General features: G+C 72.0%; 23 protein-coding genes. 4 read left to right on the top strand and 19 right to left on the bottom strand.

Translation table 11 applies throughout. The features are described from left to right. The first annotated feature begins 396 nt into the window (after positions 1-396). Both CKO43_RS00210 and CKO43_RS00205 read left to right on the top strand, forming a co-directional pair. On the top strand, positions 397-1,170 hold the full coding sequence (locus CKO43_RS00210; protein ID WP_200377474.1) for a carbon-nitrogen hydrolase family protein: 774 nt from the start codon (positions 397-399) through the stop codon (positions 1,168-1,170). 76 nt (positions 1,171-1,246) lie between these two features. Beyond that, positions 1,247-1,738 (top strand): DUF6265 family protein, encoded by a 492-nt coding sequence (locus CKO43_RS00205; protein ID WP_200377473.1) that lies wholly within the window; start codon positions 1,247-1,249, stop codon positions 1,736-1,738. A 270-nt stretch (positions 1,739-2,008) separates the two neighbouring features. On the opposite strand, the gene rpe is transcribed toward CKO43_RS00205, so the two are convergent. After that, positions 2,009-2,671, bottom strand: a complete 663-nt coding sequence (gene rpe / locus CKO43_RS00200; protein WP_200377472.1) for a ribulose-phosphate 3-epimerase — start codon at positions 2,669-2,671, stop codon at positions 2,009-2,011. Between the two features lie 33 nt (positions 2,672-2,704). Between rpe and apaG the strand changes: the two genes are divergently transcribed. After that, a complete protein-coding gene (gene apaG / locus CKO43_RS00195; protein ID WP_200225759.1) occupies positions 2,705-3,079 on the top strand; it encodes a Co2+/Mg2+ efflux protein ApaG in 375 nt (124 codons plus the stop codon). Positions 3,080-3,095: 16 nt separating this feature from the next. Next, complete coding sequence (locus CKO43_RS00190; protein WP_200377471.1) at positions 3,096-5,072, top strand: site-specific recombinase; 1,977 nt, start codon at positions 3,096-3,098, stop codon at positions 5,070-5,072. Positions 5,073-5,129: 57 nt separating this feature from the next. On the opposite strand, the gene CKO43_RS00185 is transcribed toward CKO43_RS00190, so the two are convergent. The 18 genes from CKO43_RS00185 to CKO43_RS00100 form a co-directional block, all read right to left on the bottom strand. Next, complete coding sequence (locus CKO43_RS00185) at positions 5,130-5,894, bottom strand: 4'-phosphopantetheinyl transferase superfamily protein (protein ID WP_200377470.1); 765 nt, start codon at positions 5,892-5,894, stop codon at positions 5,130-5,132. Continuing rightward, positions 5,828-6,265 carry an excinuclease ATPase subunit gene (locus CKO43_RS00180; protein WP_200225752.1) on the bottom strand — a complete coding sequence of 146 codons (438 nt, stop codon included), beginning with the start codon at positions 6,263-6,265 and terminating at the stop codon, positions 5,828-5,830. The genes CKO43_RS00185 and CKO43_RS00180 overlap by 67 nt, the downstream gene beginning before the upstream one ends. A 38-nt stretch (positions 6,266-6,303) precedes the next feature. Continuing rightward, entirely contained in the window at positions 6,304-6,714 is a 411-nt protein-coding gene (locus CKO43_RS00175) for a hypothetical protein (protein WP_200377469.1), read from the bottom strand. Between the two features lie 19 nt (positions 6,715-6,733). Then, entirely contained in the window at positions 6,734-7,963 is a 1,230-nt protein-coding gene (locus CKO43_RS00170) for a beta-ketoacyl-ACP synthase (RefSeq protein WP_200377468.1), read from the bottom strand. Then, positions 7,960-8,706 (bottom strand): 3-ketoacyl-ACP reductase FabG2, encoded by a 747-nt coding sequence (locus tag CKO43_RS00165; protein ID WP_200377467.1) that lies wholly within the window; start codon positions 8,704-8,706, stop codon positions 7,960-7,962. Before CKO43_RS00165 ends, CKO43_RS00170 begins: the two co-directional genes overlap by 4 nt. 13 nt (positions 8,707-8,719) lie before the next feature. Further along, positions 8,720-9,193 (bottom strand): ApeP family dehydratase, encoded by a 474-nt coding sequence (locus tag CKO43_RS00160; RefSeq protein WP_200225742.1) that lies wholly within the window; start codon positions 9,191-9,193, stop codon positions 8,720-8,722. A 2-nt stretch (positions 9,194-9,195) separates the two neighbouring features. Beyond that, a complete protein-coding gene (locus CKO43_RS00155) occupies positions 9,196-10,380 on the bottom strand; it encodes a beta-ketoacyl-ACP synthase (RefSeq protein ID WP_200225739.1) in 1,185 nt (394 codons plus the stop codon). After that, entirely contained in the window at positions 10,377-10,931 is a 555-nt protein-coding gene (locus CKO43_RS00150) for a DUF3261 domain-containing protein (RefSeq protein WP_200377466.1), read from the bottom strand. Before CKO43_RS00150 ends, CKO43_RS00155 begins: the two co-directional genes overlap by 4 nt. Then, on the bottom strand, positions 10,928-12,007 hold the full coding sequence (locus tag CKO43_RS00145) for a class I SAM-dependent methyltransferase (RefSeq protein ID WP_200377465.1): 1,080 nt from the start codon (positions 12,005-12,007) through the stop codon (positions 10,928-10,930). The genes CKO43_RS00150 and CKO43_RS00145 overlap by 4 nt, the downstream gene beginning before the upstream one ends. 4 nt (positions 12,008-12,011) lie before the next feature. Beyond that, the gene (locus tag CKO43_RS00140; RefSeq protein WP_200377464.1) at positions 12,012-12,440 is read right to left on the bottom strand and encodes an Sbal_3080 family lipoprotein; all 429 of its coding nucleotides are present in this window, start codon (positions 12,438-12,440) and stop codon (positions 12,012-12,014) included. Then, the gene (locus CKO43_RS00135) at positions 12,437-14,797 is read right to left on the bottom strand and encodes an MMPL family transporter (protein WP_242481009.1); all 2,361 of its coding nucleotides are present in this window, start codon (positions 14,795-14,797) and stop codon (positions 12,437-12,439) included. The genes CKO43_RS00140 and CKO43_RS00135 overlap by 4 nt, the downstream gene beginning before the upstream one ends. Next, positions 14,790-15,410, bottom strand: a complete 621-nt coding sequence (locus tag CKO43_RS00130) for an outer membrane lipoprotein carrier protein LolA (protein ID WP_200377463.1) — start codon at positions 15,408-15,410, stop codon at positions 14,790-14,792. The genes CKO43_RS00135 and CKO43_RS00130 overlap by 8 nt, the downstream gene beginning before the upstream one ends. Beyond that, positions 15,407-15,826: an acyl-CoA thioesterase gene (locus tag CKO43_RS00125; RefSeq protein WP_346728189.1), complete on the bottom strand. Its 420-nt coding sequence runs from the start codon at positions 15,824-15,826 to the stop codon at positions 15,407-15,409. Before CKO43_RS00125 ends, CKO43_RS00130 begins: the two co-directional genes overlap by 4 nt. Before the next feature lie 68 nt (positions 15,827-15,894). After that, positions 15,895-17,445: an HAL/PAL/TAL family ammonia-lyase gene (locus tag CKO43_RS00120; RefSeq protein ID WP_200377461.1), complete on the bottom strand. Its 1,551-nt coding sequence runs from the start codon at positions 17,443-17,445 to the stop codon at positions 15,895-15,897. After that, positions 17,442-18,398: an LpxL/LpxP family acyltransferase gene (locus tag CKO43_RS00115; protein WP_200377460.1), complete on the bottom strand. Its 957-nt coding sequence runs from the start codon at positions 18,396-18,398 to the stop codon at positions 17,442-17,444. The genes CKO43_RS00120 and CKO43_RS00115 overlap by 4 nt, the downstream gene beginning before the upstream one ends. Continuing rightward, a complete protein-coding gene (locus CKO43_RS00110) occupies positions 18,395-19,141 on the bottom strand; it encodes a glycosyltransferase family 2 protein (RefSeq protein ID WP_200377459.1) in 747 nt (248 codons plus the stop codon). The genes CKO43_RS00115 and CKO43_RS00110 overlap by 4 nt, the downstream gene beginning before the upstream one ends. Next, a complete protein-coding gene (locus tag CKO43_RS00105) occupies positions 19,134-20,831 on the bottom strand; it encodes an AMP-binding protein (RefSeq protein ID WP_200377458.1) in 1,698 nt (565 codons plus the stop codon). Before CKO43_RS00105 ends, CKO43_RS00110 begins: the two co-directional genes overlap by 8 nt. Then, positions 20,824-21,378: a COG4648 family protein gene (locus CKO43_RS00100; protein ID WP_346728188.1), complete on the bottom strand. Its 555-nt coding sequence runs from the start codon at positions 21,376-21,378 to the stop codon at positions 20,824-20,826. Before CKO43_RS00100 ends, CKO43_RS00105 begins: the two co-directional genes overlap by 8 nt. Positions 21,379-21,385 lie beyond the last annotated feature (7 nt).

The following is a 21,385-nucleotide window of genomic DNA, read 5'->3' as shown; positions in this document are numbered from 1 at the left end:
CTCTCCGGCGAATCCTGATAACGACCACGATCATTGCGAATTCTGCTCGGACAAGTTCATGGCGTCCGAGCCCGGAACCCTCCATGATGGATGGAGCACCGAAGATCGAAATCGCTGGATCTGCGCCCCGTGTTGCGACGACTTCCAAGACCTGTTCCATTGGAATCTATGCCGCTCGTAGCAGCCTCAGCGTCGTCTAACAATTCGGCCGCCACGGACACGCACCGGCAAGAGGCAAGTACTCAACGGCTCAGGTACCTGCTGTTGCTAGCGACGACGCCCGTCGTTCGGTCCGAACCACACCGGCAAGGGCCAGCGGATCCCCGATTTCTTCTGGCTTCGCAGTGATCAGATCTTTGCCTGCATCCTCATCACACCGCCCAACCCATCGTCCGCATGCTGACGTCGCCCAAGATCGCGATCGCACAAATCGCAATGCACTGGACCACCGCCGAGAACACTGCCTCGATCGAGCGCGCGATGAACTTTGCCAGTTCCAAAGGGGCGCAGGTCTGCGGGTTCTCCGAACTTGCAGTGACAGGCTTCCACCGCGAGATCGGCAGAGAGGCCCGCGCGAATCTCGTCCGGCCGGCCGTCGAACGAATCCGGGCCCTCGCCGCCCATTTATCCCTCGGTGTCGCAGTCGGCGCCCCGACCTTCGGCTCCGACCGGACCAAGTTCAATACCCACCTGCTCATTGACGAGCAGGGCATGATCACGGCCGAAGTTCCGAAGCGCGGCCTCACCGATCCGGAAGCCACCTTCTTTGCCAGAGGATCAATTCGACCGGTCGGGTCAATCCAGGGCCTGCGCTGCTCCGCTGTAATCTGCCGCGAAGTCACTGACCTCGATCACGTGCGCTCCGAGCTGCCGCCGGGAACGGTTGATTTGATCTTTGTTCCGGGCGCCTTGCGCCAGGACCCAGATACGCCCAGAACCGATCCACCCGAGTACGTGCGGGACATTCAACGCTTGGCCGCAGCGACGAGAGCGTATGTCGTACACACGAACTGGCCGAACGCCCTGAACCGACCGGAAGAGAGTGTGGACGCCGGCGGAAGTGTCGTTGCCAATCCGGACGGGGAGGTTCTGTTTCGCCTCCCCATGCAGGAGTCAGGCATTGGCATCTTCACGCTCGGCGAGCGAACTTTCAGTTGGCACCCGCAGTGAGGCCACCGCCAACGGTCGAGGCGATGAGCCGTGATCGGACCTCTTCACAAACTCGCCAGGCATCGGAAAGGCCCCCATGCGCTACGCCCCAGCCGCTATTGCCAGTGTCTTTCTGGCCTGCCTGCCCACCGTCGCACCCGCGCAGGAAAGTCAAATATCCGCCCTGAGCTGGCTCGCTGGTTGTTGGGCGTCGGAATCTGGTGAACCCGGCTCGGGGGAACATTGGATGCCGCCAGCCGGCGGCACGATGCTCGGTGCAGCAAGAACAGTGAGGGGCGGCGAAACGGTCGAGCACGAGTTTCTCCAGATTCGACAGGATTCAGCAGGCAAACTCGTCTATGTGGCGCTGCCATCGCGCCAGAAGGAAACAACCTTCACCGCAACCAGCGTTGCGGAGAACTCGGTCACCTTCGAGAACGCTCAACACGACTTTCCTCAACGCGTCATCTACAAGGCTCTGCCGGGAAATCGCCTGGCCGCCAGGATAGAGGGCCTGCGCAATGGAGCTTTGCGCGGAATCGACTTCAACATGAAGCGAATACCGTGCGAGTCGCTGGTCAGCAAGTGACACAGGCCCCAGCTGCACCCACAGCCAACGGACTCCAGCGACTCCACTCAGCTTGCATACCGCGGGCAGCGCCCCTCCCCACCTCGGAGCCGGCCGGCGGGGCGTGTCCCGGAGTGAAGTATTAGGAGGAGGGCGGGCGCAGCCCGCCCGGGGGACATGAACGCAGGGACACGCCCCGCCGGCCGGCTCTCGCGCCGATGCGGGCGCACCGCGAACTCTCCACCATCAGATCCGCGCCGCGGAGCAAGCAGCAGCGGCGCGACAAGAACCTCAGCGCGCCAACTCCGCCCGCATCGCCGCGATGACGGCGGCGTAGTCCGCCTGCCCGAAGATCGCGCTCCCCGCGACAAAGGTATCGGCCCCCGCATCCGCCACGCGCCGGATGTTGTCGACCTTGATGCCCCCGTCCACCTCCAGCCGGATGTCGCGGCCGGAAGCATCGATGATCCTGCGCGCCTGCTCCGTCTTCCTCAGCGCGCTCTCGATGAAGCTCTGCCCGCCGAAGCCCGGGTTGACGCTCATGATCAGCACCAGGTCGACCTTGTCGATCACCCACTCCAGCACGTCCAGCGGCTCGGCCGGGTTGAAGACCAGGCCCGCCTGGCAGCCTTCGGCCTTGATCAGCTGCAGCGTGCGGTCCACGTGCGTGCTGGCGTCGGGGTGGAAGCTCACCAGGTCGGCGCCGGCCTTGGCGAAGGCGGTGGCCAGCGTGTCCACCGGCTGCACCATCAGGTGCACGTCGATCGGCACCGTCGTGTGCTTGCGCAGCGCCTGGCAGACCATCGGCCCGAAGGTCAGGTTCGGCACGTAATGGTTGTCCATCACGTCGAAGTGGATCCAGTCGGCGCCGGCGGCGACGACCGCGCGGACTTCCTCGCCCAGGCGGGCGAAATCGGCCGACAGCAGCGAGGGTGCGATGCGATAGGTGGTCATAGGGAATTCTAGGTCGCTGCCTACAATCCCCCGATGGCCCAAGCCCGGTTCGACTGCAGCGTCACGGTGCAATACCTGGAGGACCGTTCGGAGCCACCCGACGGCCCGTTCGGTTTTTCGTACACGGTGACGATCCGCAATACCGGCGACGTCGCCGCCCAGCTGGTGGCACGCCACTGGATCGTCACCGACGCCCAGGAGCGCGTCGAAGAGGTGCGCGGCCTGGCCGTCGTCGGCCATCAGCCGCTGCTCAAACCCGGCGAGAGCTTCGAATACACCAGCTGGACGCTGATCGCCACGCCCCACGGACGTATGCGCGGCACCTTCTTCTGCATGACGGCCGACGCCCACCCCTTCGAGGCCGAGGTGCCCGAGTTCCAGCTCGTCTCGCCCGGGATGCTGCATTGAGCATCCGCGCGCGCCGATGACGCCCACCTGGGACCTGAGCGCTCTCGTCAACGCCGCCGATCCGAAGGCCGGCCAGGCCGAACGCCACCTCTGGCTGGTGCGCCTGCTCGAATGGCTGCGCCACGCGCCGGCCAAGGGCCGCGCCCGCGCCGACGCCTCGGTCGCACCGCAGCTCGCGCGCCTGGGCCTGCTGCTGAAGGCGGCCGAGACCCAGCCCGAGTTCCGCGCCCGGCTGCAGCAGATGCTGGAGCGCTTCTGGCGCGAGATCGACAAGGCCTCGCTCTTCGCCGAGTTCGGCTTCGGCGCGCGCCACTCGCTGTTCGGCGAGGTCGGCCGCCGGCTGCGGGTGCAGTGGCTGCCGCAGACCCCCGACACGCCCGACCTGGCCGAACTCTTCCAGCTGCTGTTCCGCCCCGAGGACATGCACTGGATCGCCCAGCTCGACGACGCCACGCTGCAGCGCGTCGCGGCGCTGATCGCCCCGGGCGACGCCAGCGGCTGGCGCCCGGCGATGCTGGACGCGATCACGATCCTCGTCAGCGCGGTGCACTCCAGCGGTTTCCTGCCGCCGCTGCGCCGGCGCATGGACCGCCAGGCGCTGGCGGCCGAGCCTTTCCGCCAGCTCACGCGTGCCGCCGACGCGGTGCGCGAAGCCGTCGCCGAAGGCCGCCACGCCGACGCGCTGCGCGAAGCCAGTTTCCTGCGCGCGCTGCTCGACGCCTGCCGCCAGGCCGCCGACAGCGTCACCGGCCATCTGGAGGAGTACGGCGTCTCGGTCGACATCGTCTACGAGCTCGACCAGATGCGCTGCCGCACGCTGCGCATCGAGGCGCTGCTGAACTGCGTGCTCGCGCCCGCGCCGCTGGCCGAGCTGCGTGCGCTGGTGCTGGAGCTGCTGCACGTGGCCGAAGACGAACGCGGCCTGCGCCGGCTGCTCGCGCGCCACTACTCGCTGCTGGCGCGCCAGGTGGCCGAACGCAGCGCCGAGACCGGCGCCCACTACATCACGCGCAACGGCGCCGAGTGGCGCGCGATGCTGCGCGCCGCGGCCGGCGGCGGCGCCGTCATCGCCGGCACCACCTATCTGAAGTTCGCGATCGGCGCGCTCGGGCTGGCGGCGTTCTGGAACGGCTTCTGGGCCGGCGCCAACTACGCCGCCAGCTTCGTGCTGATCATGCTGCTGCACTGGACGGTGGCGACCAAGCAGCCGGCGATGACGGCGCCGGCGATGGCCGAGCAGCTGACGGCCGGCATAGGCGACGCCGAGGTCGAGGCTTTCGTCGACCGCGTCGCGCAGCTGATCCGCTCGCAGGCGGCCGGCATCATCGGCAACCTCGCCGTCTGCGGCCCGCTGGCGCTGGCGATCCAGCTCGTCTGGGAAGGCCTGTTCGGCGTGCCGCTGGTGGGCGAACACCAGGCCGAGTACGTGCTGCATTCGCTGACGCTGCTCGGGCCGACGCTGGTCTACGCCGCCTTCACCGGGGTGCTGCTGTTCTCCAGTTCGCTCGTCGCCGGCTGGGCCGAGAACTGGTTCGTCTACCACCGGCTGGACAGCGCGATCGCCTGGAACCCGCGTTTCGTCGCCCGTCTGGGTGCGCTGCGTGCGCAGCGCTGGGCGGCCTGGTGGCGGCGCAACGTCTCGGGCATCGTCGCCAACGTCTCGCTGGGCATGATGCTGGGGCTGGTACCGGCGCTGGCCTCGTTCTTCGCGCTGCCGCTGGAGGTGCGCCACGTGACGCTGTCCACCGGCCAGCTGGCCGCGGCCGCCGGCGCGCTCGGCCTGGACGTGCTGCGCCTGCCGGCCTTCTGGTGGTGCGTGGCCGGCATCGTGCTGACCGGCGTGCTCAACGTCAGCGTCAGCTTCTGGCTCGCGTTCAAGGTCGCGGCACGCTCGCGCGGCATCCAGGTGCGCGAGCGCAAACGCATCGCCGCGGCCATCGCTCGCCGGCTGCGGCGCGACCCGCTGTCTTTCGTGCGGCCGCCCCGGGACTGAACCCGCGCCGCCGCGCTCGCCTGCAGTCGCGCTCGCGACGCCGGGTGCCTTGCAGCCTCAGCCCTCGTCAGGCACCAGCTGCCAGCGCTGCGGCTCGCCGCCGAAGGCCTCGGCCGGCTGCAGCCAGACGATGCCGGCGTCGGCCGGCGCCAGCAGCGCCAGCGTGGCGCCGCCGCCCTGCCAGACCCGGCCCTCGCCGTGCGCCGCGGGCTCGGCCTGCAGCGTCGGCAGGCGCTTCAGGTCCAGGCCTTCGCCGCGGCGTTTGAACCAGGCCTCCTTCAGCGTCCAGATCGTGTGGAAGCGCGACGCCCGCGCCACCGCGTCCAGCGCCAGCCAGGCCCGGTGTTCCCGCGCGCCGAAGACGGCACCGGCCAGCGCGTCCAGGTCACGCGGCCGGCGCGGCAGTTCCAGGTCTATGCCGACCGGCGCTTCGGCAGCCGCGCAGGCGACGAGCCCGCCGCTGTGCGTGATCGAGACGAACAGCGCCGCCGGCGCACCGGCCGGGCGGCATTCGACCGTCGGCGGCCGGTTCTCGCCCGCGGTCAGCACCCAGTCGGCGACAGCATCGCCGCCGTAGCCGGCGGCGAGCAGGCGCCGCAGCAGCCGGCGGCCGGCGACGAACTGCGCCCGCCGGCGCGGCGCGGCGATCGCAGCCAGCCGCTGCAGCTCGGCCGCCGACAGCCACGACGGCGCGGCCGCGCCGTCATCGTCGGCGACGGCCGCGCAGGCCAGCCGGACGTGCGGCGGCGTCGGTTTCAGTCGGCAACCTTGGCGTAGGTGCCCTTGAGGGCGACGGCCGCGACGAAGGCACCGGCGTGGCACTCGAAATCGGTCGCGCTCGCTTCCGTGTCCTTCTTGTAGTAGCTGACGATGTCGACGACGGCGTTGGCACCGGCGCGTTTGGCCGACTCCTGGAAGGCCATCAGCACCGACAGCGCCGTCCAACGGCAGGCGTCGAGGTCGGTCTTGTTGAAGGCGTTGGTCTTGCGGTTGGAGACGCCCTCGCCCTTGCGTTCCAGCACCTTGGGCGTCTTCTGCCCCTTGAGATAGAACTTGACCGAGCCGTCGAGCTTGCCCTGGGCTTCGGGCATCGCCAGCACGTCTTCCAGCGACAGCTTGTGCTCGGTGTCGCGCGCCAGCGCAGGCGTGGCGGCGCAGGCGGCGAGCACCGCAGTCAGCAGCAGTTTCTTCATCACGATGGTTCTTCTGGTCGGTTGTACACGCAGCCGGATCACTGGGACACCAGGCCGATGGTCTTGATCAGGTTGGCGATCCAGCGGTTGTAGCCCGGGTGGATCTCGGCGCCGGTGTCGAGCCCCGAGTAGTTCATGTTGATGCTGGAGACGTACTTCAGCTGGTAGCCCTCGGCGTCGTAGATCGCGTCGATCACGACCTCGTGCTTGTTCTGCTTGTTGTACTTGAGCTGCAGCTTGCCCGGCTCGTCCTTGAGGACGACCCAGCCCAGCGACTGGGCGCCGCTGATGATGGCCGCGCGCACGCTGTCGGCGCTGCGCGGGGCCTGCGTCTGCGCCGTCGTCGGCAGCAGCACGCGCTCGGGTTCGACCAGCGGCACGCTGCGTGCGGTCGCCGCGCCCATCGCCGCGGTCAGGATCAGGGCGAGCGCCCATTGTTTGGTTTTCATGCTCGGGTTCCTCCTCGGGTTAGTCCGGCCAGCGCCGGAATATCAGGGACGTGTTGATGCCGCCGAACGCGAAGTTGTTGCTCATCACGATCTCGGTCTGCAGCTCGCGGCCGTCGCCGACGATGTAGTCCAGCGGCGCGCAGCGCGCGTCGGGCTGCTCCAGGTTCAGCGTCGGCGCGAACCAGCCGGCGCGCATCATCTCGATCGTCAGCCAGGCTTCGAGCGCACCGCAGGCGCCCAGCGTGTGGCCCATGTAGCTCTTGAGCGAGCTGATCGGCACGCGCTCGCCCAGCACCTCGCGCGTGGCCGCCGACTCGGCGACGTCGCCGTGTTCGGTGGCGGTGCCGTGGGCGTTGACGTAGCCGATGGCCTCGGGCGGCAGCCCGGCGTCCTCGAGCGCCAGGCGCATCGCCTGCGCCATCGTCGCCGGCTGCGGCTGGGTGACGTGGGTGCCGTCGCTGTTGGTGCCGAAGCCCAGGATCTCGGCGTGGATGCGTGCGCCGCGCGCGCGGGCGTGCTCCAGCTCCTCCAGCACCAGCGTGCCGGCGCCCTCGCCCAGCACCAGGCCGTCGCGAGCGGTGTCGAAGGGGCGCGGCGTCAGCTCGGGCGTGTCGTTGCGCACGCTGGTGGCGAACAAGGTGTCGAAGACCGCGGCCTCGGTCGCATCCAGCTCCTCGGCACCGCCGGCCAGCATCGCCAGCTGGCGCCCGGCGCGGATGGCCTCGTAGGCGTAGCCGATGCCCTGGCTGCCCGAGGTGCAGGCGCTGCTGGTGGTGACGATGCGCCCGGTGATGCCGAAGAAGACGCCGATGTTCACCGCCGCGGTGTGCGACATCATCTTGATGTAGGTGCTCGCGGTGATGCCTTCGGTGGTCTTGTCCTTGATCATGCGGCCGAAGTCGCCGACGGCCGCTGGCGTGCCAGCCGACGAGCCGTAGGAGATGCCCAGGCGCCCGCTGCGCACCAGCGGGTCGTCGATCAGCCCGGCGTCGCGCAGCGCGACTTCGCTCGCGCGCGTGGCCATCAGCGCCACCCGGCCCATGCTGCGCGTGGTCTTGCGGTTGTAGAGCGGCGGCAGATCGAACGGCGCCGCAGGCGCGCCCAGCCGCGTGTGCAGGCCTTCGTAGACGTCCCACTCGTGCATGCGCTGCACGGCGTTGCGGCGCGCGCGCAGCCGCGCCTGCACCGTCGGCCAGTCGTGCCCCAGCGGGCTCAGGGCACCGAAGCCCGTGACGACGACGCGTTTCATCCCACCATCCCCCCGTTCACCGAGATCACCTGCCGCGTGACATAGCCGGCGTCGCCGCCCATCAGGAAGGCCACGAGCGCGGCCACCTCCTCCGGGCGGCCCAGACGCCGCAGCGGCACCAGCTTCATCGCTTCGTCCAGCACCTCGGGCGGCAGCATCTCAGTGTCGATGAGCCCGGGCGCGACGCAGTTGACGGTGATCTCACGCTTGGCGAGTTCCACCGCCAGCGCCTTGGTGGCGCCGATGATTCCGGCCTTGGCGGCGCTGTAGTTGGTCTGGCCGCGGTTGCCCATCAGTCCCGAGACCGAGGACAGCGTGACGATGCGCCCGGGCCGGCGCCGCCGCACCATCGGCATCACCAGCGGGTTGAGCACGTTGTAGAAGGCGTCGAGGTTGGTGTGGATGACGCTGTCCCAGTCTTCGCCGCTCATCGCCGGGAAGGCGTTGTCGCGCGCGATGCCGGCGTTGCAGACCACGCCGTAGGGCGCGCCGTGGGCCTCGACGTCGGCAGCCAGCGCGGCGGCCGCGGCGGCGCGGTCGGCGACGTCGAAACACAGCAGCCGCGCGTCGGCGCCGAGCGCGCGCACGGCCGCCAGCGTCTCGTCGGCGGCGGCACCCGGGCTGCGGCCGTGGACCACGACCTGGTAGCCCTCGCGCGCCAGGCGCAGCACGATCGCGCGGCCGATGCCGCGGCTCGAACCCGTCACCAGCACGCAGCGGCCGTTCTCGTGTTGTTCGTTCATTCGTTCCTCTCCCTCAGCGGGCCGCGGGCGCGGCCCCTCCTGGCGGCGCTTCGGGCGCCGTCTCGTAGACCGACACCAGTGCGCTGGCGAGCTCTTCGCCGTCGGGCGTGGTGATGCGGCAGTCGAACTGGCCCAGGCCGTTGTCGGCCACCAGCTCGCAGCGCACGCTGATGCGCAGCGTGCTGCCGGCGGCGAAGGCGCCGCAGCGTGCGCTGTAGCGCCGGCTGCCGAGCAGGAAGCCGATGCGCGGCTGGCCGCCGGCGCGGCGGGCGCGCGCGCCGGCCCAGGCCGCGACCGTCTGCGCCATGTATTCCAGGCCCACCCAGGCCGGCACGCCACCGTCCTGCACGAACAACCCGTCCAGCGGCACGTCGACCTCGGCCAGCGCGTGCTGGTCGTCGAGTTCGAGCAGCCGGTCGAGCAGCCGCATCTCGCCGCGGTGCGGCACCCAGGCTTCGACGGCCGTTCCTTCGATGCGCGTCTCCATGCTCAGGCTCCGGCGAACAGCAGCGCGGCATTGCTGCCGCCGAACGCGAACGAGTTGCTCATGATCCAGCGCGGCGCCCGGCCCAGCGCCTGGCCCGGCGCCACCAGCGCCAGCGGCGGCAGCGCCGCATCACGCTCGCCGTCCCACAGATGCGGCGGCAAGTGGCCGGCGGGGTTGCCGGCCAGCGTCACCCAGGCGATCGCGGCCTCGACGGCGCCGGCGGCGGCGAGTGCATGGCCGGTCAGCGGTTTCGTCGAGCTCGCCGGCAGCTCCAGCCCCAGAACCTCGGCGACCGCGCGGCTTTCCATCGCGTCGTTCTGCGGCGTCGCGGTGCCGTGCAGGTTCAGGTAGTCGACGACCCCGGGGCCGACGCCGGCACGCGCCAGCGCCAGGCGCATCGCGTCGGCGGCGCCGCGGCCGCTGGGATCGGGCGCCGACATGTGGTGGGCGTCGCCGGTCTCGCCCCAGCCGGCCAGGCGCACCGGGCCCTCGTCGCGTGTCATCAGGAACAGCGCCGCGCCTTCGCCCAGGTTGATGCCGCAGCGCTTCGCCGACATCGGGTTGCAGCGCGTCGCCGACACCGAGTCGAGCGCGCTGAAACCGGCCACCGTGAGCCCGCCGAGCGCGTCGACGCCGCCGGCGACGACGGCGTCGGCGATCCCGGCACGCAGCAGCCGCGCGCCCGCGGCCAGCGCCTTGGCGCCCGACGAGCAGGCGGTCGAGATGCCGTAGGCCGGCCCGCGCAGGCCGAGCGCACGCGCGACGCCAGCCGCCGCGCCGCCCATCTCCATCTGGCCGTAGTGGAAGCCCGCGGGCCAGGCGCCGTCTCGCTGGCGCAGACGCATCGCCGCTTCGCCTTCGGCGACACCGGCGGCGCTGGTGCCGACCACGGCCGCGACCCGCGTCGGGCCGTAACGGTCCAGCAGCGCCTGCACCGGCGCCCGCAGCGGCTCCAGCGCGGCGGCCGCGAGCGCGTTGTTGCGGCTGTGCAGCGGCGCCGGCCACTCGGGCGGCAGCGCCGGCAGCGGCGTGCGCACCCGGCCCAGCGGCAGCACGCGCCCGGGCGAGCAGGCGTCGCTGAAGACGAGCGAGTCCTCGGGCGGCGCCGCCAGCGCGGCCCGCAGCGCATCGGGCCCGGAGCCCAGCGCGCAGACGACACCGACGGCGTTCAGGTAGACCGCGCTCACGGCCGCGCCTCCTCGAGGTCCTGCGCTTCGATCAGCAGGCGGTAGCCGTCGCGTTCGTTGACCAGTTCGGTGCGGCCGGGCGCTTCGTGGCGGATCGTCATCACCGGCCGGTCGGCCCACAACAGGCGGCGGCCGTCGGCGCCGACCTGCAGCGTCCAGCCGGCGGGCAGCGCGGCGCGCACCGCGTCGGCCGGCCAGAGCGCGAGCTGCAGCTCGCTCAGGATGCGTTCGCCCGACACCGCCGCCGGCCACCACGGCGCGCGCTGCTGGCGCAGTTCCCGGCCGTCCCATTCCAGGCGCGCGGCGGTCTGGCCCAGGCCGAAGACCGCCAGCCGCACGGCCTGGGCGTCGGCTTCGAGCAGCAGCTCGGCGCGCTGCGGCGCCCGGCCCGGCGCACTGACGCTGATCTGCTGCTGCTGGTTCAGGCTGCGGCCCAGCGCCGCCGGCGCCAGGCGCAGCAGCGGCGCTTCGGGCAGCGGCGCGGGCGCCGGGGCCGTGGCGCAGCCGGCCAACACGGCGGCTGTGGCGACGATGGCGCCGAGGCGTCTCATGCCTCGTCCTGCACGAAACGCAGCAGCGAGTGGCAGTAGCCGATGCCGTCGCGTGTGGTCAGCAGGCGCAGGCCGGCGGCCTGGGCCAGGCGCACGTAGTCGCCGCTCTCGTAGACCTTGCTGTTGCCGCTGGCCATCGCGGTGAAGTAAGGCGAGGTGTTGATCAGGCAGTAGCTGGCGATGTCGTAGCGCTGGCGGTCCCAGAGCGTGTCCAGGATCAGCAGCTGCCCGCCCGGCGCCAGCGCGGCGGCGGCGCGCGCCAGGATGGTGGCGATGACCGGCTCGCTGAAGCAGCTGAGGAACTGGCTCATCCACACCAGGTCCATGTTGGCGGGAAAGGCGCGCGTCGCATCCAGCATGTCGACCGCGTGCAGGCTGGCGCGTTCGCGCACGCCGGCGTCGATCAGGCGCGGCTCGGCCAGCGCCAGCTGCTGCGGCAGGTCGACGAGGTGCACGCGCACCTTGGGGTCGTAGGCCAGCAGCGCGCAGGCGAACTTGCCGGTGTTGGCGCCGATGTCCATCACGCGCCGCGGCGCGCTCGCGAGCACGTCGGGCAGGATCTCGGGGAACGAGGTGTCGGAGTAGTGGTGGTCGAAAGCGAACCAGCTCGAACGTGCCGGCTCGGGCAGCGTTGCCATGCCTTCGTACAGCGTCGGCCAGTCGCCCAGCGCCTTCAGCCCGTGCGGGCGCTGCTCGTCGAGCGAACGCCCGAGATCGAACAGGCCCTGATAGCAGACGTCCTGCACGAAGTCGAAGTTGATGCGCGTGATCTCGTCGCTCAGCACACACCAGCCGGTCTTGTCGAGCTGGTAGCGGCCCTCGGCCAGCGCGACGACGCCGGCCGACAGGCAGGACTCGAGCACGACCTTCAGCGCGTAGGCGCTCCAGCGGCCGGTGGCGGCGAGTTCGTCGACGCTGCGCCCGGCCTCGCCGGCGTCGGCCAGCGCCTGCAGCACGCCGCGTTTCCAGGCGTAGTGCACGCACTGGAACACGACCGGCCCGAAAGCGATCTTCTGGGCTTCGAAACGGGCGGCGAAAGCTCGCTGGCCCGGGGGGGAGAAGGTCTTGTTCTGCATGCGCTCAGGCGCCGGCGGGCGCAGGGAACAGCTGCTGCACCAGTTCGCGGATCTTGGTTTCGGCGTCGATGAACTTGCCGGGGTTGCCCGAGCCGCGAGTCGAGTCGTAGACGGCCGAGCCGATCTGGCGCAGGTCGCGGTAGACGCGGATCTCGGCGTAGGACATGTACAGCGCCAGGTCCCAGGTCCAGCGCGCGGCGTAGGTCGCCGTCACCGGGCATTCGTCGAGTTTGGCCGTCGGCGCCAGCATGCGCACGCGGTAACCACGCGCCTGCAGGCTGCTGCGCAGCTCGCTGACGAAACCCGGGCGCACGCCGGGGTTCTCGATGACGCAGAGCTCGCGCAGGTCGGCGGGCACCGCCTGGACCTGCTGGCGGATCGCGCAGCCGGCGAGCACGAGCACCGGCAGCACGGCGAAGATGGCTTTATTCATGTGGGACTCCCTGTTGTCGTGTGTTCGGCCGGCATGCAGCGCAGGCAGGGCGCGAGCATCCACACCAGGCCGATGCCCAGCAGCAGCGTCAACCCGAAGGCGCGCAGCGCCGGTGTCGCCGACAGCGCCAGCAGGCCGAAGCTGAGCCAGGTGCTGGCCGCGCCGAGCACCACCGCCAGCCAGGCCGAGCCGTCGCCCTGGTGCTCGAAGAGAAAAATGCCGTAGTCCACGCCCACGCCCAGCAGCAGCAGCAGCGCGAGCACGTTGAAGAGCTGCACCGGCTGCCCGGCCAGGCCCAGCAACGCCAGCGTCAGCACGCTGGCCAGCAGCGTGGGCAGCCAGGCGCGCCAGGCGCCGCGGCCCAGGCGCAGCCAGAGCGCGGCGAACACGGCAGCGTGCGCCAGCACCAGCAGCCAGCTCATCGCGACGCGGTAGCGGCCCAGCAACGCGCCGAACTCGCCCGCCTTGTCGACCCAGCGCACGCCCGGCAGCCCATCGGCTGCCGCCGCCAGCGCCGGCAGCTGCGCCGGGTCGTGCAGCCCGCGCAGCATCACGACGCTGGCCGGCCGCCCCATCGTGTCGCCGAGCCAGAGCGCACGCGCCGCGGCCGACACCGGCGACGCGAGCCAGCGCTCCAGCGTCAGCGGCGCGGCGGCGAAGCCCGGCCGCTGCAGCGATTCGCCGAGCGCGGTGTTGACGCCCGCCAGCACCGAGCCTTCGACGTGCGCCGACAGCGCGGCGTCGGCGCCCTGGCGCGCGGCCGAGGGCACCCAGTCCGACAGCGCGCTCCAGCCGCCCAGGTGGCCGCCCTGCTGCAGCGGCTGCAGCCGCGCCGTCAGCGCTTCCTCGCGCTGCAGCAGCTCTTCGGCGCTGTCGGCCTGGACGAGGAAGAACTGCGCCGGGCTCGGCAGCCCGAGCAGCCGGCCGACTTCACGCTGCGCCTGGACCAGCGGCGCCGGCGAGCCCTGCAGCTGGCGCAGGTCGTCGCCCGGCTGCAGCCGCGCCAGGCCGACGCCGACCAGCAGCGCCGTCGCCACGCCGGCGACGGCCAGCGTGCGCGAGCGCCGGAACCGGGGCCACGGCGCCAGGCTGGCGGCGATGCGCTCGGCGAAGCGGCTGGCGCGCACCGGTGAGCGGTCCAGCAGCGGATACCAGCAGGCGACGGTGAGGAAGGCGGCGACCAGGCCGGTGGCCGAGAACAGCGCCATCTGGCGCAGCCCCGGGAACGGCGCGATGGCCAGCGCCGCGTAGGCGAGCACGCTGGTCGCCAGCGCCAGCACCATGCCCGGCAGCAGCTGGCGCATCAGCGTGCGCGGTGCGGTGCCGGGGTGGCCCTGGCGCGTCGCGAACCAGTGGATGCCGTAGTCCTCGGCGACGCCGACCAGGCTGGCGCCGAAGACCAGCGTCAGCAGGTGCACCTTGCCGAAGACGAGCGCGGTCAGCGACAGCGCCGCGGCGACGCCGATCAGCAGCGACAGCGCCACCAGCACGATGGGCCGCAGCGAGCGGAACGCCAGCCACACCAGCAGCAGCACCGCGGCCAGCGAGCCCCAGCCGATGGTGTTGACCTCGGCATTGGCCTGCACCGCGGCGGCTTCGGCGTGCAGCGGCACGCCGGCGGCCAGCACCTGCAGCGAGGGCTCGGCAGCACGCGCAGCGGCTTCGGCGCCGGCCAGCGCGTCGCCGATGTCGGCGCGGCCGTCGATGCGGAAGGCCGGCCCGACGACCTCGTAGCCCAGCACCAGCCACTGCCGGCCGTCGGCGGCGAGCCAGAGTTCGCCGTCCCGCGGCCGGGCGCGGGTCTGGCCGGCACGTTCGGCCCACCACTGCGGCCACAGGCCGAGCGGGTCGGCCACCCAGTCCGACATCCGCGGCGCCGCCGAGGGCTGGAACAGCGCTGCCAGCGCCTGCTGCTGCAGCGCTGCAGGCGGCGTCGCGGCCAGGCGTTCGCGCTGTGCCGGCGTCAGCAGCCGGTCGCGCCAGGGGCGGTAGAAGTCCAGCGCCGCGCCCAGCGCCTGGGTGTCGCCGAGCGTGCTCGGTTTCAGCGGCGCCGGCCCCGCCGCGAGCGTGGCGCGCCAGGCGGCGGCGGCGCGGCGGGTGGCGTCCCAGTCGGCCGCACCCAGCATCACGACGACCTGGCGCGAGGCCTGCGCCGCCAGCGCCTCGGTGGCGCGGCCGACCTCGGGCGCACGTTCGTCCTGCGGCAGCAGCGCCATCACGTCAGCGTCAAGCCGGCCCTCTTGCCAGAAGCGCCACTGGTGCCCGGCCACGGCGAGCACGACCAGCAGCCACAGCAGCGCCAGCCAGGGCCAGGCGCCGCCGCGGCGCGCCGTCGCGAGCGTCGCGGCTTCAGTCAAAACGCGCCGCCTCCTCGCGTGTCAGCACGTTCGCCGTGGTGATGGCGGAGAAACGGATCAGGCTGAGGTCGCCCTGGGCCTCGGCGACACGCACGCTGCGCACGTGGCGCTCGCCTTCGAGTTCGATGCCGGCGACCCACTGCGCGACGGCGGCGTCGCGCGGTGTCAGCTGCAGCTTCCAGCCCTCGGCGCCGGACAGCTCGCCGGCGATGCGAAAGCGCTGGTTCAGCAGCGCCAGGTCGGTGGCCATCAGCGCGAACAGCAGCTCGTTCAGCGAGCGCAGGCCCGGCTCCTCGCGCGCGTCCAGCCGCGTCGAGACGCTGCCGTCGGCACCACGCGCCAGCAGGCGCTCGCGCGTCAGCACCAGCGTCGACGCGAAGGGCTCGCGTGTGTGCCAGAACACGCCGCGTTCGCGCGCGACGAGGAAGTCGCCACGCGACAACAGCGGGTTGCGGAAGCCCTTGACGGTCTTGCGCTGCTCGAACTCGCCGCGCACCACCGGCGCTTCGGCGAGGCGCTGGCGCACCTGCTGCACGATGGCCGGCACCGGCTCGGCGCGCAGCACCAGCGGCGTGGCGGCCAGCAGCAACAGCGCGCCGCGACGCGTGCTCATGGCTGCACCCCGAGCCGGTCCCACAGCACCTGCGGGCAGACGAAACACATCTCGCGCGTCGCCATGTCGACCGCGACCTGGATCGTGTAGGCGCTGTTCAGCTTGGCGCCGGTCTCGGCGTCGCGGATCAGGTACTCGATGCGCAGCCGGTTCTCCCACTCGACGATGCGCGCCTGCACCTTCGCGCGCCGGCCGTATTCCATCGGCCGCACGTACTTCAGCCGCATGTCGACGATGGGCCAGGCGTAGCCCGACTCGCGCATCTGCGGGTAGTCGTAGTCGTAGCGCTGCAGCAGCGCGCAGCGTGCGATCTCCAGGTACTTGACGTAGTGGCCGTGCCAGACGATCTCCATCGGGTCGAGATCGTGGAAGGCGGGGCTGATCTCGATCTCGTGGACGAACTCGGGCGTGCTCACTGGAGCACCCTTCGGCCTGCCGGCCGGTCCCGCCAGGCGGGAATGAGCCCCGGACAAGTCCTGAGCGCTCATGCCAGCCTCCAGGCACGTTCGCGCAGCGCCGCCAGCAGGCGCTGCAGGTCGGCGTCGAGCGCGCGGTCCTCGACGACCGGGGCGATGCGGTCGTCCAGGTCGGCGCGGAAGGCGGCGAGTTCGGGGGCCAGCGGCAGCGCCGGATCCAGGCGCTCGCGCAGCAGCAGGCCCTGACGCGCGGCGATCAGCATCGCCGCGGCGACCTGCTCGGTCAGCTCCAGCACGCGCAGCGCGTCGCGCGCGGCGATCGTGCCCATGCTGACCTTGTCCTGGTTGTGGCACTCGGTCGAGCGCGAGAACACCGAGGCCGGCATCGTCTGTTTCAGCGCCTCGGCGGTCCAGGCCGAGACGCTGATCTGCAGCGCCTTCAGGCCGTGGTTGATGGCGGCACGCGCGCCGCTCGCACCCGACAGATTGGCCGGCAGGCCGTGGTTGTAGCGGCTGTCGACGAGCAGCGCGAGCTGGCGGTCGAGCAGGTCGGCGACGTTGGCGACCGCGTTCTTCAGCGTGTCCATCGCCAGCGCGATGTGGCCGCCGTAGAAATGGCCGCCGTGCAGCACACGCTGCTCGTCGGGCTCGATCAGCGGGTTGTCGTTGGCGCTGTTGAGCTCGTTCTCGATCAGCCCGCGCAGGAAGGGCAGCGCGTCCTCGAGCACGCCGATGACGTGCGGCGCGCAGCGCAGCGAATAGCGGTCCTGCAGGCGCTGGTCGTTGCGCGCCGGGCGTTCGCTGCGCAGGTCGGCACGCAGCCGCGCGGCCACGCGCTGCTGCCCCGGGTGCGGCTTGAGCGCGAACAGGCGCTCGTCGAAGTGGTGCGCGTTGCCCTTGGCGACGACGACGTTGCAGGCCGTCAGCCGCGTCGCCAGCCGCGACAGGTAGTCGGCGCGCCGCCAAGCCAGGCAGGCCAGGCCGGTCATCACCGCGGTGCCGTTCATGATCGCCAGGCCTTCCTTGGGCCGCAGGCGCAGCGGCGCGATGCCGATTTCGGCCAGCGCCTCGGCCGCCGGGCGGCGCTGGCCGCGGTGCAGGACCTCGCGTTCGCCGCAGAGCACCGCGGCGACGTAGGACAGCGGCGTCAGGTCGCCGCTGGCGCCGACCGAACCTTCGGCCGGGATCAGCGGCAGCAGGTCGTGCACCAGCAGGCGCTCGAGCTGCTCCAGCAAGCCGACGCTGACGCCCGAGACGCCCTGGCACAGCGAAGCCAGGCGCGCGGCGAGCACGGCACGCGTCTCTTCGGGCGTCAGGAAACGCCCGGCGCCGCAGCCGTGATAGGTGTAGAGGTGGTGCGGCAGCTCGGCGACGAGTTCCGCCGGCACCGCCACCGTGCACGAGTCGCCGTAGCCGGTGGTGACGCCGTAGACCACCCCGTCCTCGCGCAGCAGCCGGTCGAGGAAGTCGGCGCCGACGGCGATGCGGGCGCGGAAGGCCGGCTCGCACGACAGCTGCGCCTGCGCCCGGCCCTGGGCCAGGTCGGCGATGTCTTCCAGACTCAGGCGCGAGCCGTCGAAGACGACGCGGCGCGGCGGGGTGTGCGGGGCTTGGGTCATGGACGGTGGGCGCCGTCGGCCGGCGCCCAGAAGGGATAGAAGTTGAACCAGTCGTAGGGCGCGCGCTGCAGCAGACGCTCCAGGCGTCCTGCGAACGCGGCCGCATACGCGGCGAGCGCGGCGTCGCGGCGGCCGCGCGGCAGCTCGACACGCTCGGCCAGCAGCTCGAAACCGACCGCATGCGCACGGCCCTCGCGCACGCAGCCCAGCAGCACCAGCGGGCACTTCAGCAGCGCCGCCAGCACGTAGGGGCCGACCGGGAAATCGGCGTCGTGGCCGAGGAAGGGAACCCGCACGACCTTGCTGCGCGTCACCGGCACGCGGTCGCCGGCGATGGCGACAAAGCCGCCGGCCTCGACCTTGCGCGCCAGCAGCGCCGCGGTCGCCGGGTCGACCTCGGTGACCTGCAGCAGCTCGATGCGGCTGCCGGGGTCGAGCCGGCGCAGCATCGCGTTGAACCGTTCGGCGTGGCGCGTGTGCACCAGCAGCGTCAGCTGCAGCCCCGGGCAGCGGTCGGCGAGCGCGCGGCACAGCTCCAGGCAGCCGACGTGGGCGGTGACGAAGATGCCGCCCTGGCCACGCGCGATCATCGCCTGCATCGCCTCCAGCCCGGCCAGGCGCACGGCGTCGAAGGGGTAGCGGCCGCTGAAGGCCAGCAGCTTGTCGAGGATGGTCTCGGCAAACGACAGGAAGTGGCGCAGGCTGTGGCCCAGCCCCGGCTCGCGGCCCGGCGCGCAGACGCCGCCGTGCGCCGCCTGCAGCCGGCGCAGGTATTCGAGCGACGAACGCCGGGCCAGCGGCCGCGTCGCCCAGTACCAGGCGACCACCGGGTACAGGCAGAGCCGGAACGGCAGCCGCCCGAGCGTGCGGTGCACGCCGTAGAGCAGCCACATGCCGAAGACGAAGCTGCTCTCGCCGATGCGCGCCCAGTGCGGCGCCGCGCGCGTGGTCATCGCCCGCCCCGCAGCCGGCGCGCCAGCAGCGCCGGCGCGCGCAGCAGCATGCCGGCGAACAGGGTCGCGTGCATGCGCGAGATCAACAGGTTGTCGCGCCAGGCGCGGAAGTGCGAGACGCCGTCCTGCGGGTAGTGCACCCGCGTCGGCAGGTTGACCACCGCCACGCCGCGCCAGTGCAGGCGCACCAGCACCTCGCTGTCGAAGTCCATGCGCCGGCCGATCGCGACCTCGTCGATCAGCGCCACCGTGCTTGCCAGCGGGTAGATGCGAAAGCCGCACATCGAGTCGCGGATCGCCAGCGACAAGGTGTTGATCCAGACCCAGACGTGGGTCAGGTAGCGTGCGTACAGCCGGCCGCGCGGCACCGAGTCGTCGTAGACCGGGCAGCCGCAGATGACGGCATCCGGGTGCCGGCGCGACAGGGCGACGAAACGCGGGATGTCGGCCGGGTCGTGCTGGCCGTCGGCGTCGATCTGCAGCGCGTGTTCGAAACCCTGGCGCCGGGCCTCGCGCAGCCCGGCCAGCATCGCCCCGCCCTTGCCCTGGTTGCTGGCCAGGCGCAGCAGCGTCACGGGCTGGCCGTGCTGCGCGGCGAGCGCGTCCAGCACCGCGGCGCAGCCGGCATCGCTGCCGTCGTCGACGAGGATGCAGCGCAAGCCGTGGCCACGCACCGCGGCCACCATCGCGCCTATGGTCGCCGGGTGGTTGTAGACCGGGATGACGACGACCGGATCAGGCATCGGCAGCCCCGAAGACGATGCGCCCACCCGCGTGCACGCCCTGCTCCGACTCGTAGCGGAACAGGAGCACGCCCGTGCCGGCACGGCATTCCAGCAGCAGCTCGGCACGCATGCCGGGCTCGAGCGGGCGCTGGAACTTCAGCTGCTCCAGGCGCAGGAAACGCGGCGGCAGCTCGAAACACTGGCGGCCGAACGTTGCCGCCCAGTCGATCTGGGCGACCCCGGGCAGGATGGGCGCGCCGGGAAAATGGCCGTCGAAGACACGCAGCGTGGGGTCGAGCGGCAACACCAGGCGCGCGCGCTCGGGCCCGCGCTCCAGCCACACGGGCTCGGGCATCAGCGGCCGGAACAGCGCCGCGAGCGCGGCTTCGCTGCACTTGCCCTGGGTGTCGGCCGGCAGCGTGGTGACATGGCGCCAGCGCCGCGGCAGTGCCACCCGCTCCAGCGTCGCCAGCAGCGCCCGGCGCAGCTGTTCGTTGAAGGCCCGGCGGCCCAGCTGCCGCAGCCGTTCACGCGCCGCCGGCCCGGGCACGGTGACGACGGCGAGCCGGCCGCCGAGTGCTGCCGGCAGCAGCAGCGCCCGCGCTTCGGCCAGCGTGCCGTCGGCCAGCAGCGCCTGTTCGATCGCCGTCAGCGAGATCCGTTTGCCTTCGACCTTGACGATGCGGTCGGCGCGGCCCAGCAGCTCGAAAGCGCCGTCGGCCAGCGCCTGCACGCGGTCGCTGGTCGGCCACCAGGCGTCGTCGGGCAGGTGGCGCGAGCGCACGGCCAGGCGTTCGTCGTCGATGCGCCAGTCGACGCCGGGCAGCGGCTGCCAGCGTTCGCCGTGTTCGGCGCGTCGGCGCCAGGCGATGCCGCCGGTCTCGGAGCTGCCGAAGACCTCGGTCGGCGACTGCCCCAGCAGCGCCAGGCTCTGCTCTGCTGCCTCGACCGGCAGCGGCCCGCCCGACGAGGTCACGGCGCGCAGCCGCTGTCGCGCCGCGGCCCAGTCGAAAGCCGGTGGCAGGCGGCGCAGGTGCGCGGGGCTGGACACCAGCAGCAGCGGCCCGGTGCCGGGCAGCGTCGTGATCTCCTCGGCGTATTCGAGCCGGCGGGCGCAGAACGGGCGTGCCGCCGCCAGCGGCCACAGCACCTGGAACAGCAGGCCGTAGATGTGCTGGTGCGAGACGGTCGCGGCAACCCAGGCCGGGCCTTCGGCGTCGAGCGCGGCGCTGAATGCCGACTGCAGCGCCTGGACCTCGGCGTCGAGCTGGTCCAGCCGCTTCGGGATCGCCGCCGGCTCGCCCGAGGAACCCGAGGTGAAGACGAGCAGCCGCGCGGCCCGCGGGTCCAGCGGCGTGAACACCGGCGGCGTGCATGTTGCGGCGGGCTGCAGCGCGCCCGGCAGGTCTCCAGCGAAACCGCAGCCGAGCGCGCGCAGCCGCTCCAGCGTCGCCGGCTGGCGGTCGCCCGGCAGGCAGACCTCGACGCCGGCATGCCAGGCGCCGAACAGCGCGGCGGCGAAACTCAGGCTGTCCTCGAAGTACAGCGCGTGGCGGCGCCCGGGCGCGGCGGTGAAAGCGGCCCGCCAGGCCGCGGCCTCGACGACGAACTGCCGCCGCGTGACCCAGCCGCCGTCGCGCCAGGCGACCGGCAGGCCATCGGGCACGGCCTCGGCCAGCAGCCGGTGCAGCGGCAGCGCCTCAGACATGCACGCTCCCGGCGGCCAGGCGCGCGCGCAGGCGCCGGCGCAGCAGCCACTCGGCGCCGAAGAACAGGCCGATCAGCAGATAGGCCAGCAGGCCGTTGTAGAAGGCCCAGACGGCGTCGCTGGCCCACAACGCGGTGGCCAGCGCGATGCCGCCGTTGACGACGAAGAAGCCGCACCAGGCCTGGGTGACGCGGCGCGTGTAGGCGACACCGGCCGGCGGCAGCTCGGGCTCGTGCAGCCGCGCCAGACGCTCGACCACCGGCGGCCCCCAGCGCAGGCTGGCGCCGAACACGACCAGCAGCAGCGTGTTGACCAGCGCCGGGTAGAGCTTGAGCGGCAGCCAGGCGTTGCCCGCCCAGGCGAAGGCAGCGAGCACGGTCGCGCCGGCCGCCGCCGCCAGCCAGGTGCGGCTGCGCGCTGCGGCGGCGCGCGCCAGCGCGAGCGCCGCCAGCAGCAGCGCCATCCAGCGCGGCTCCAGCGTGCTCATGCCGGTGTAGACCAGCAGGGGATAGGCCACGGTCGCGAGCGCGATCAGGGCCGTCAGCAACGGCCTC

It is taken from the genome of Rubrivivax gelatinosus (assembly GCF_016583785.1).
Lineage (GTDB): Bacteria > Pseudomonadota > Gammaproteobacteria > Burkholderiales > Burkholderiaceae_C > Rubrivivax > Rubrivivax gelatinosus_B.
This window is presented reverse-complemented; position numbering and strand designations above follow the sequence as displayed.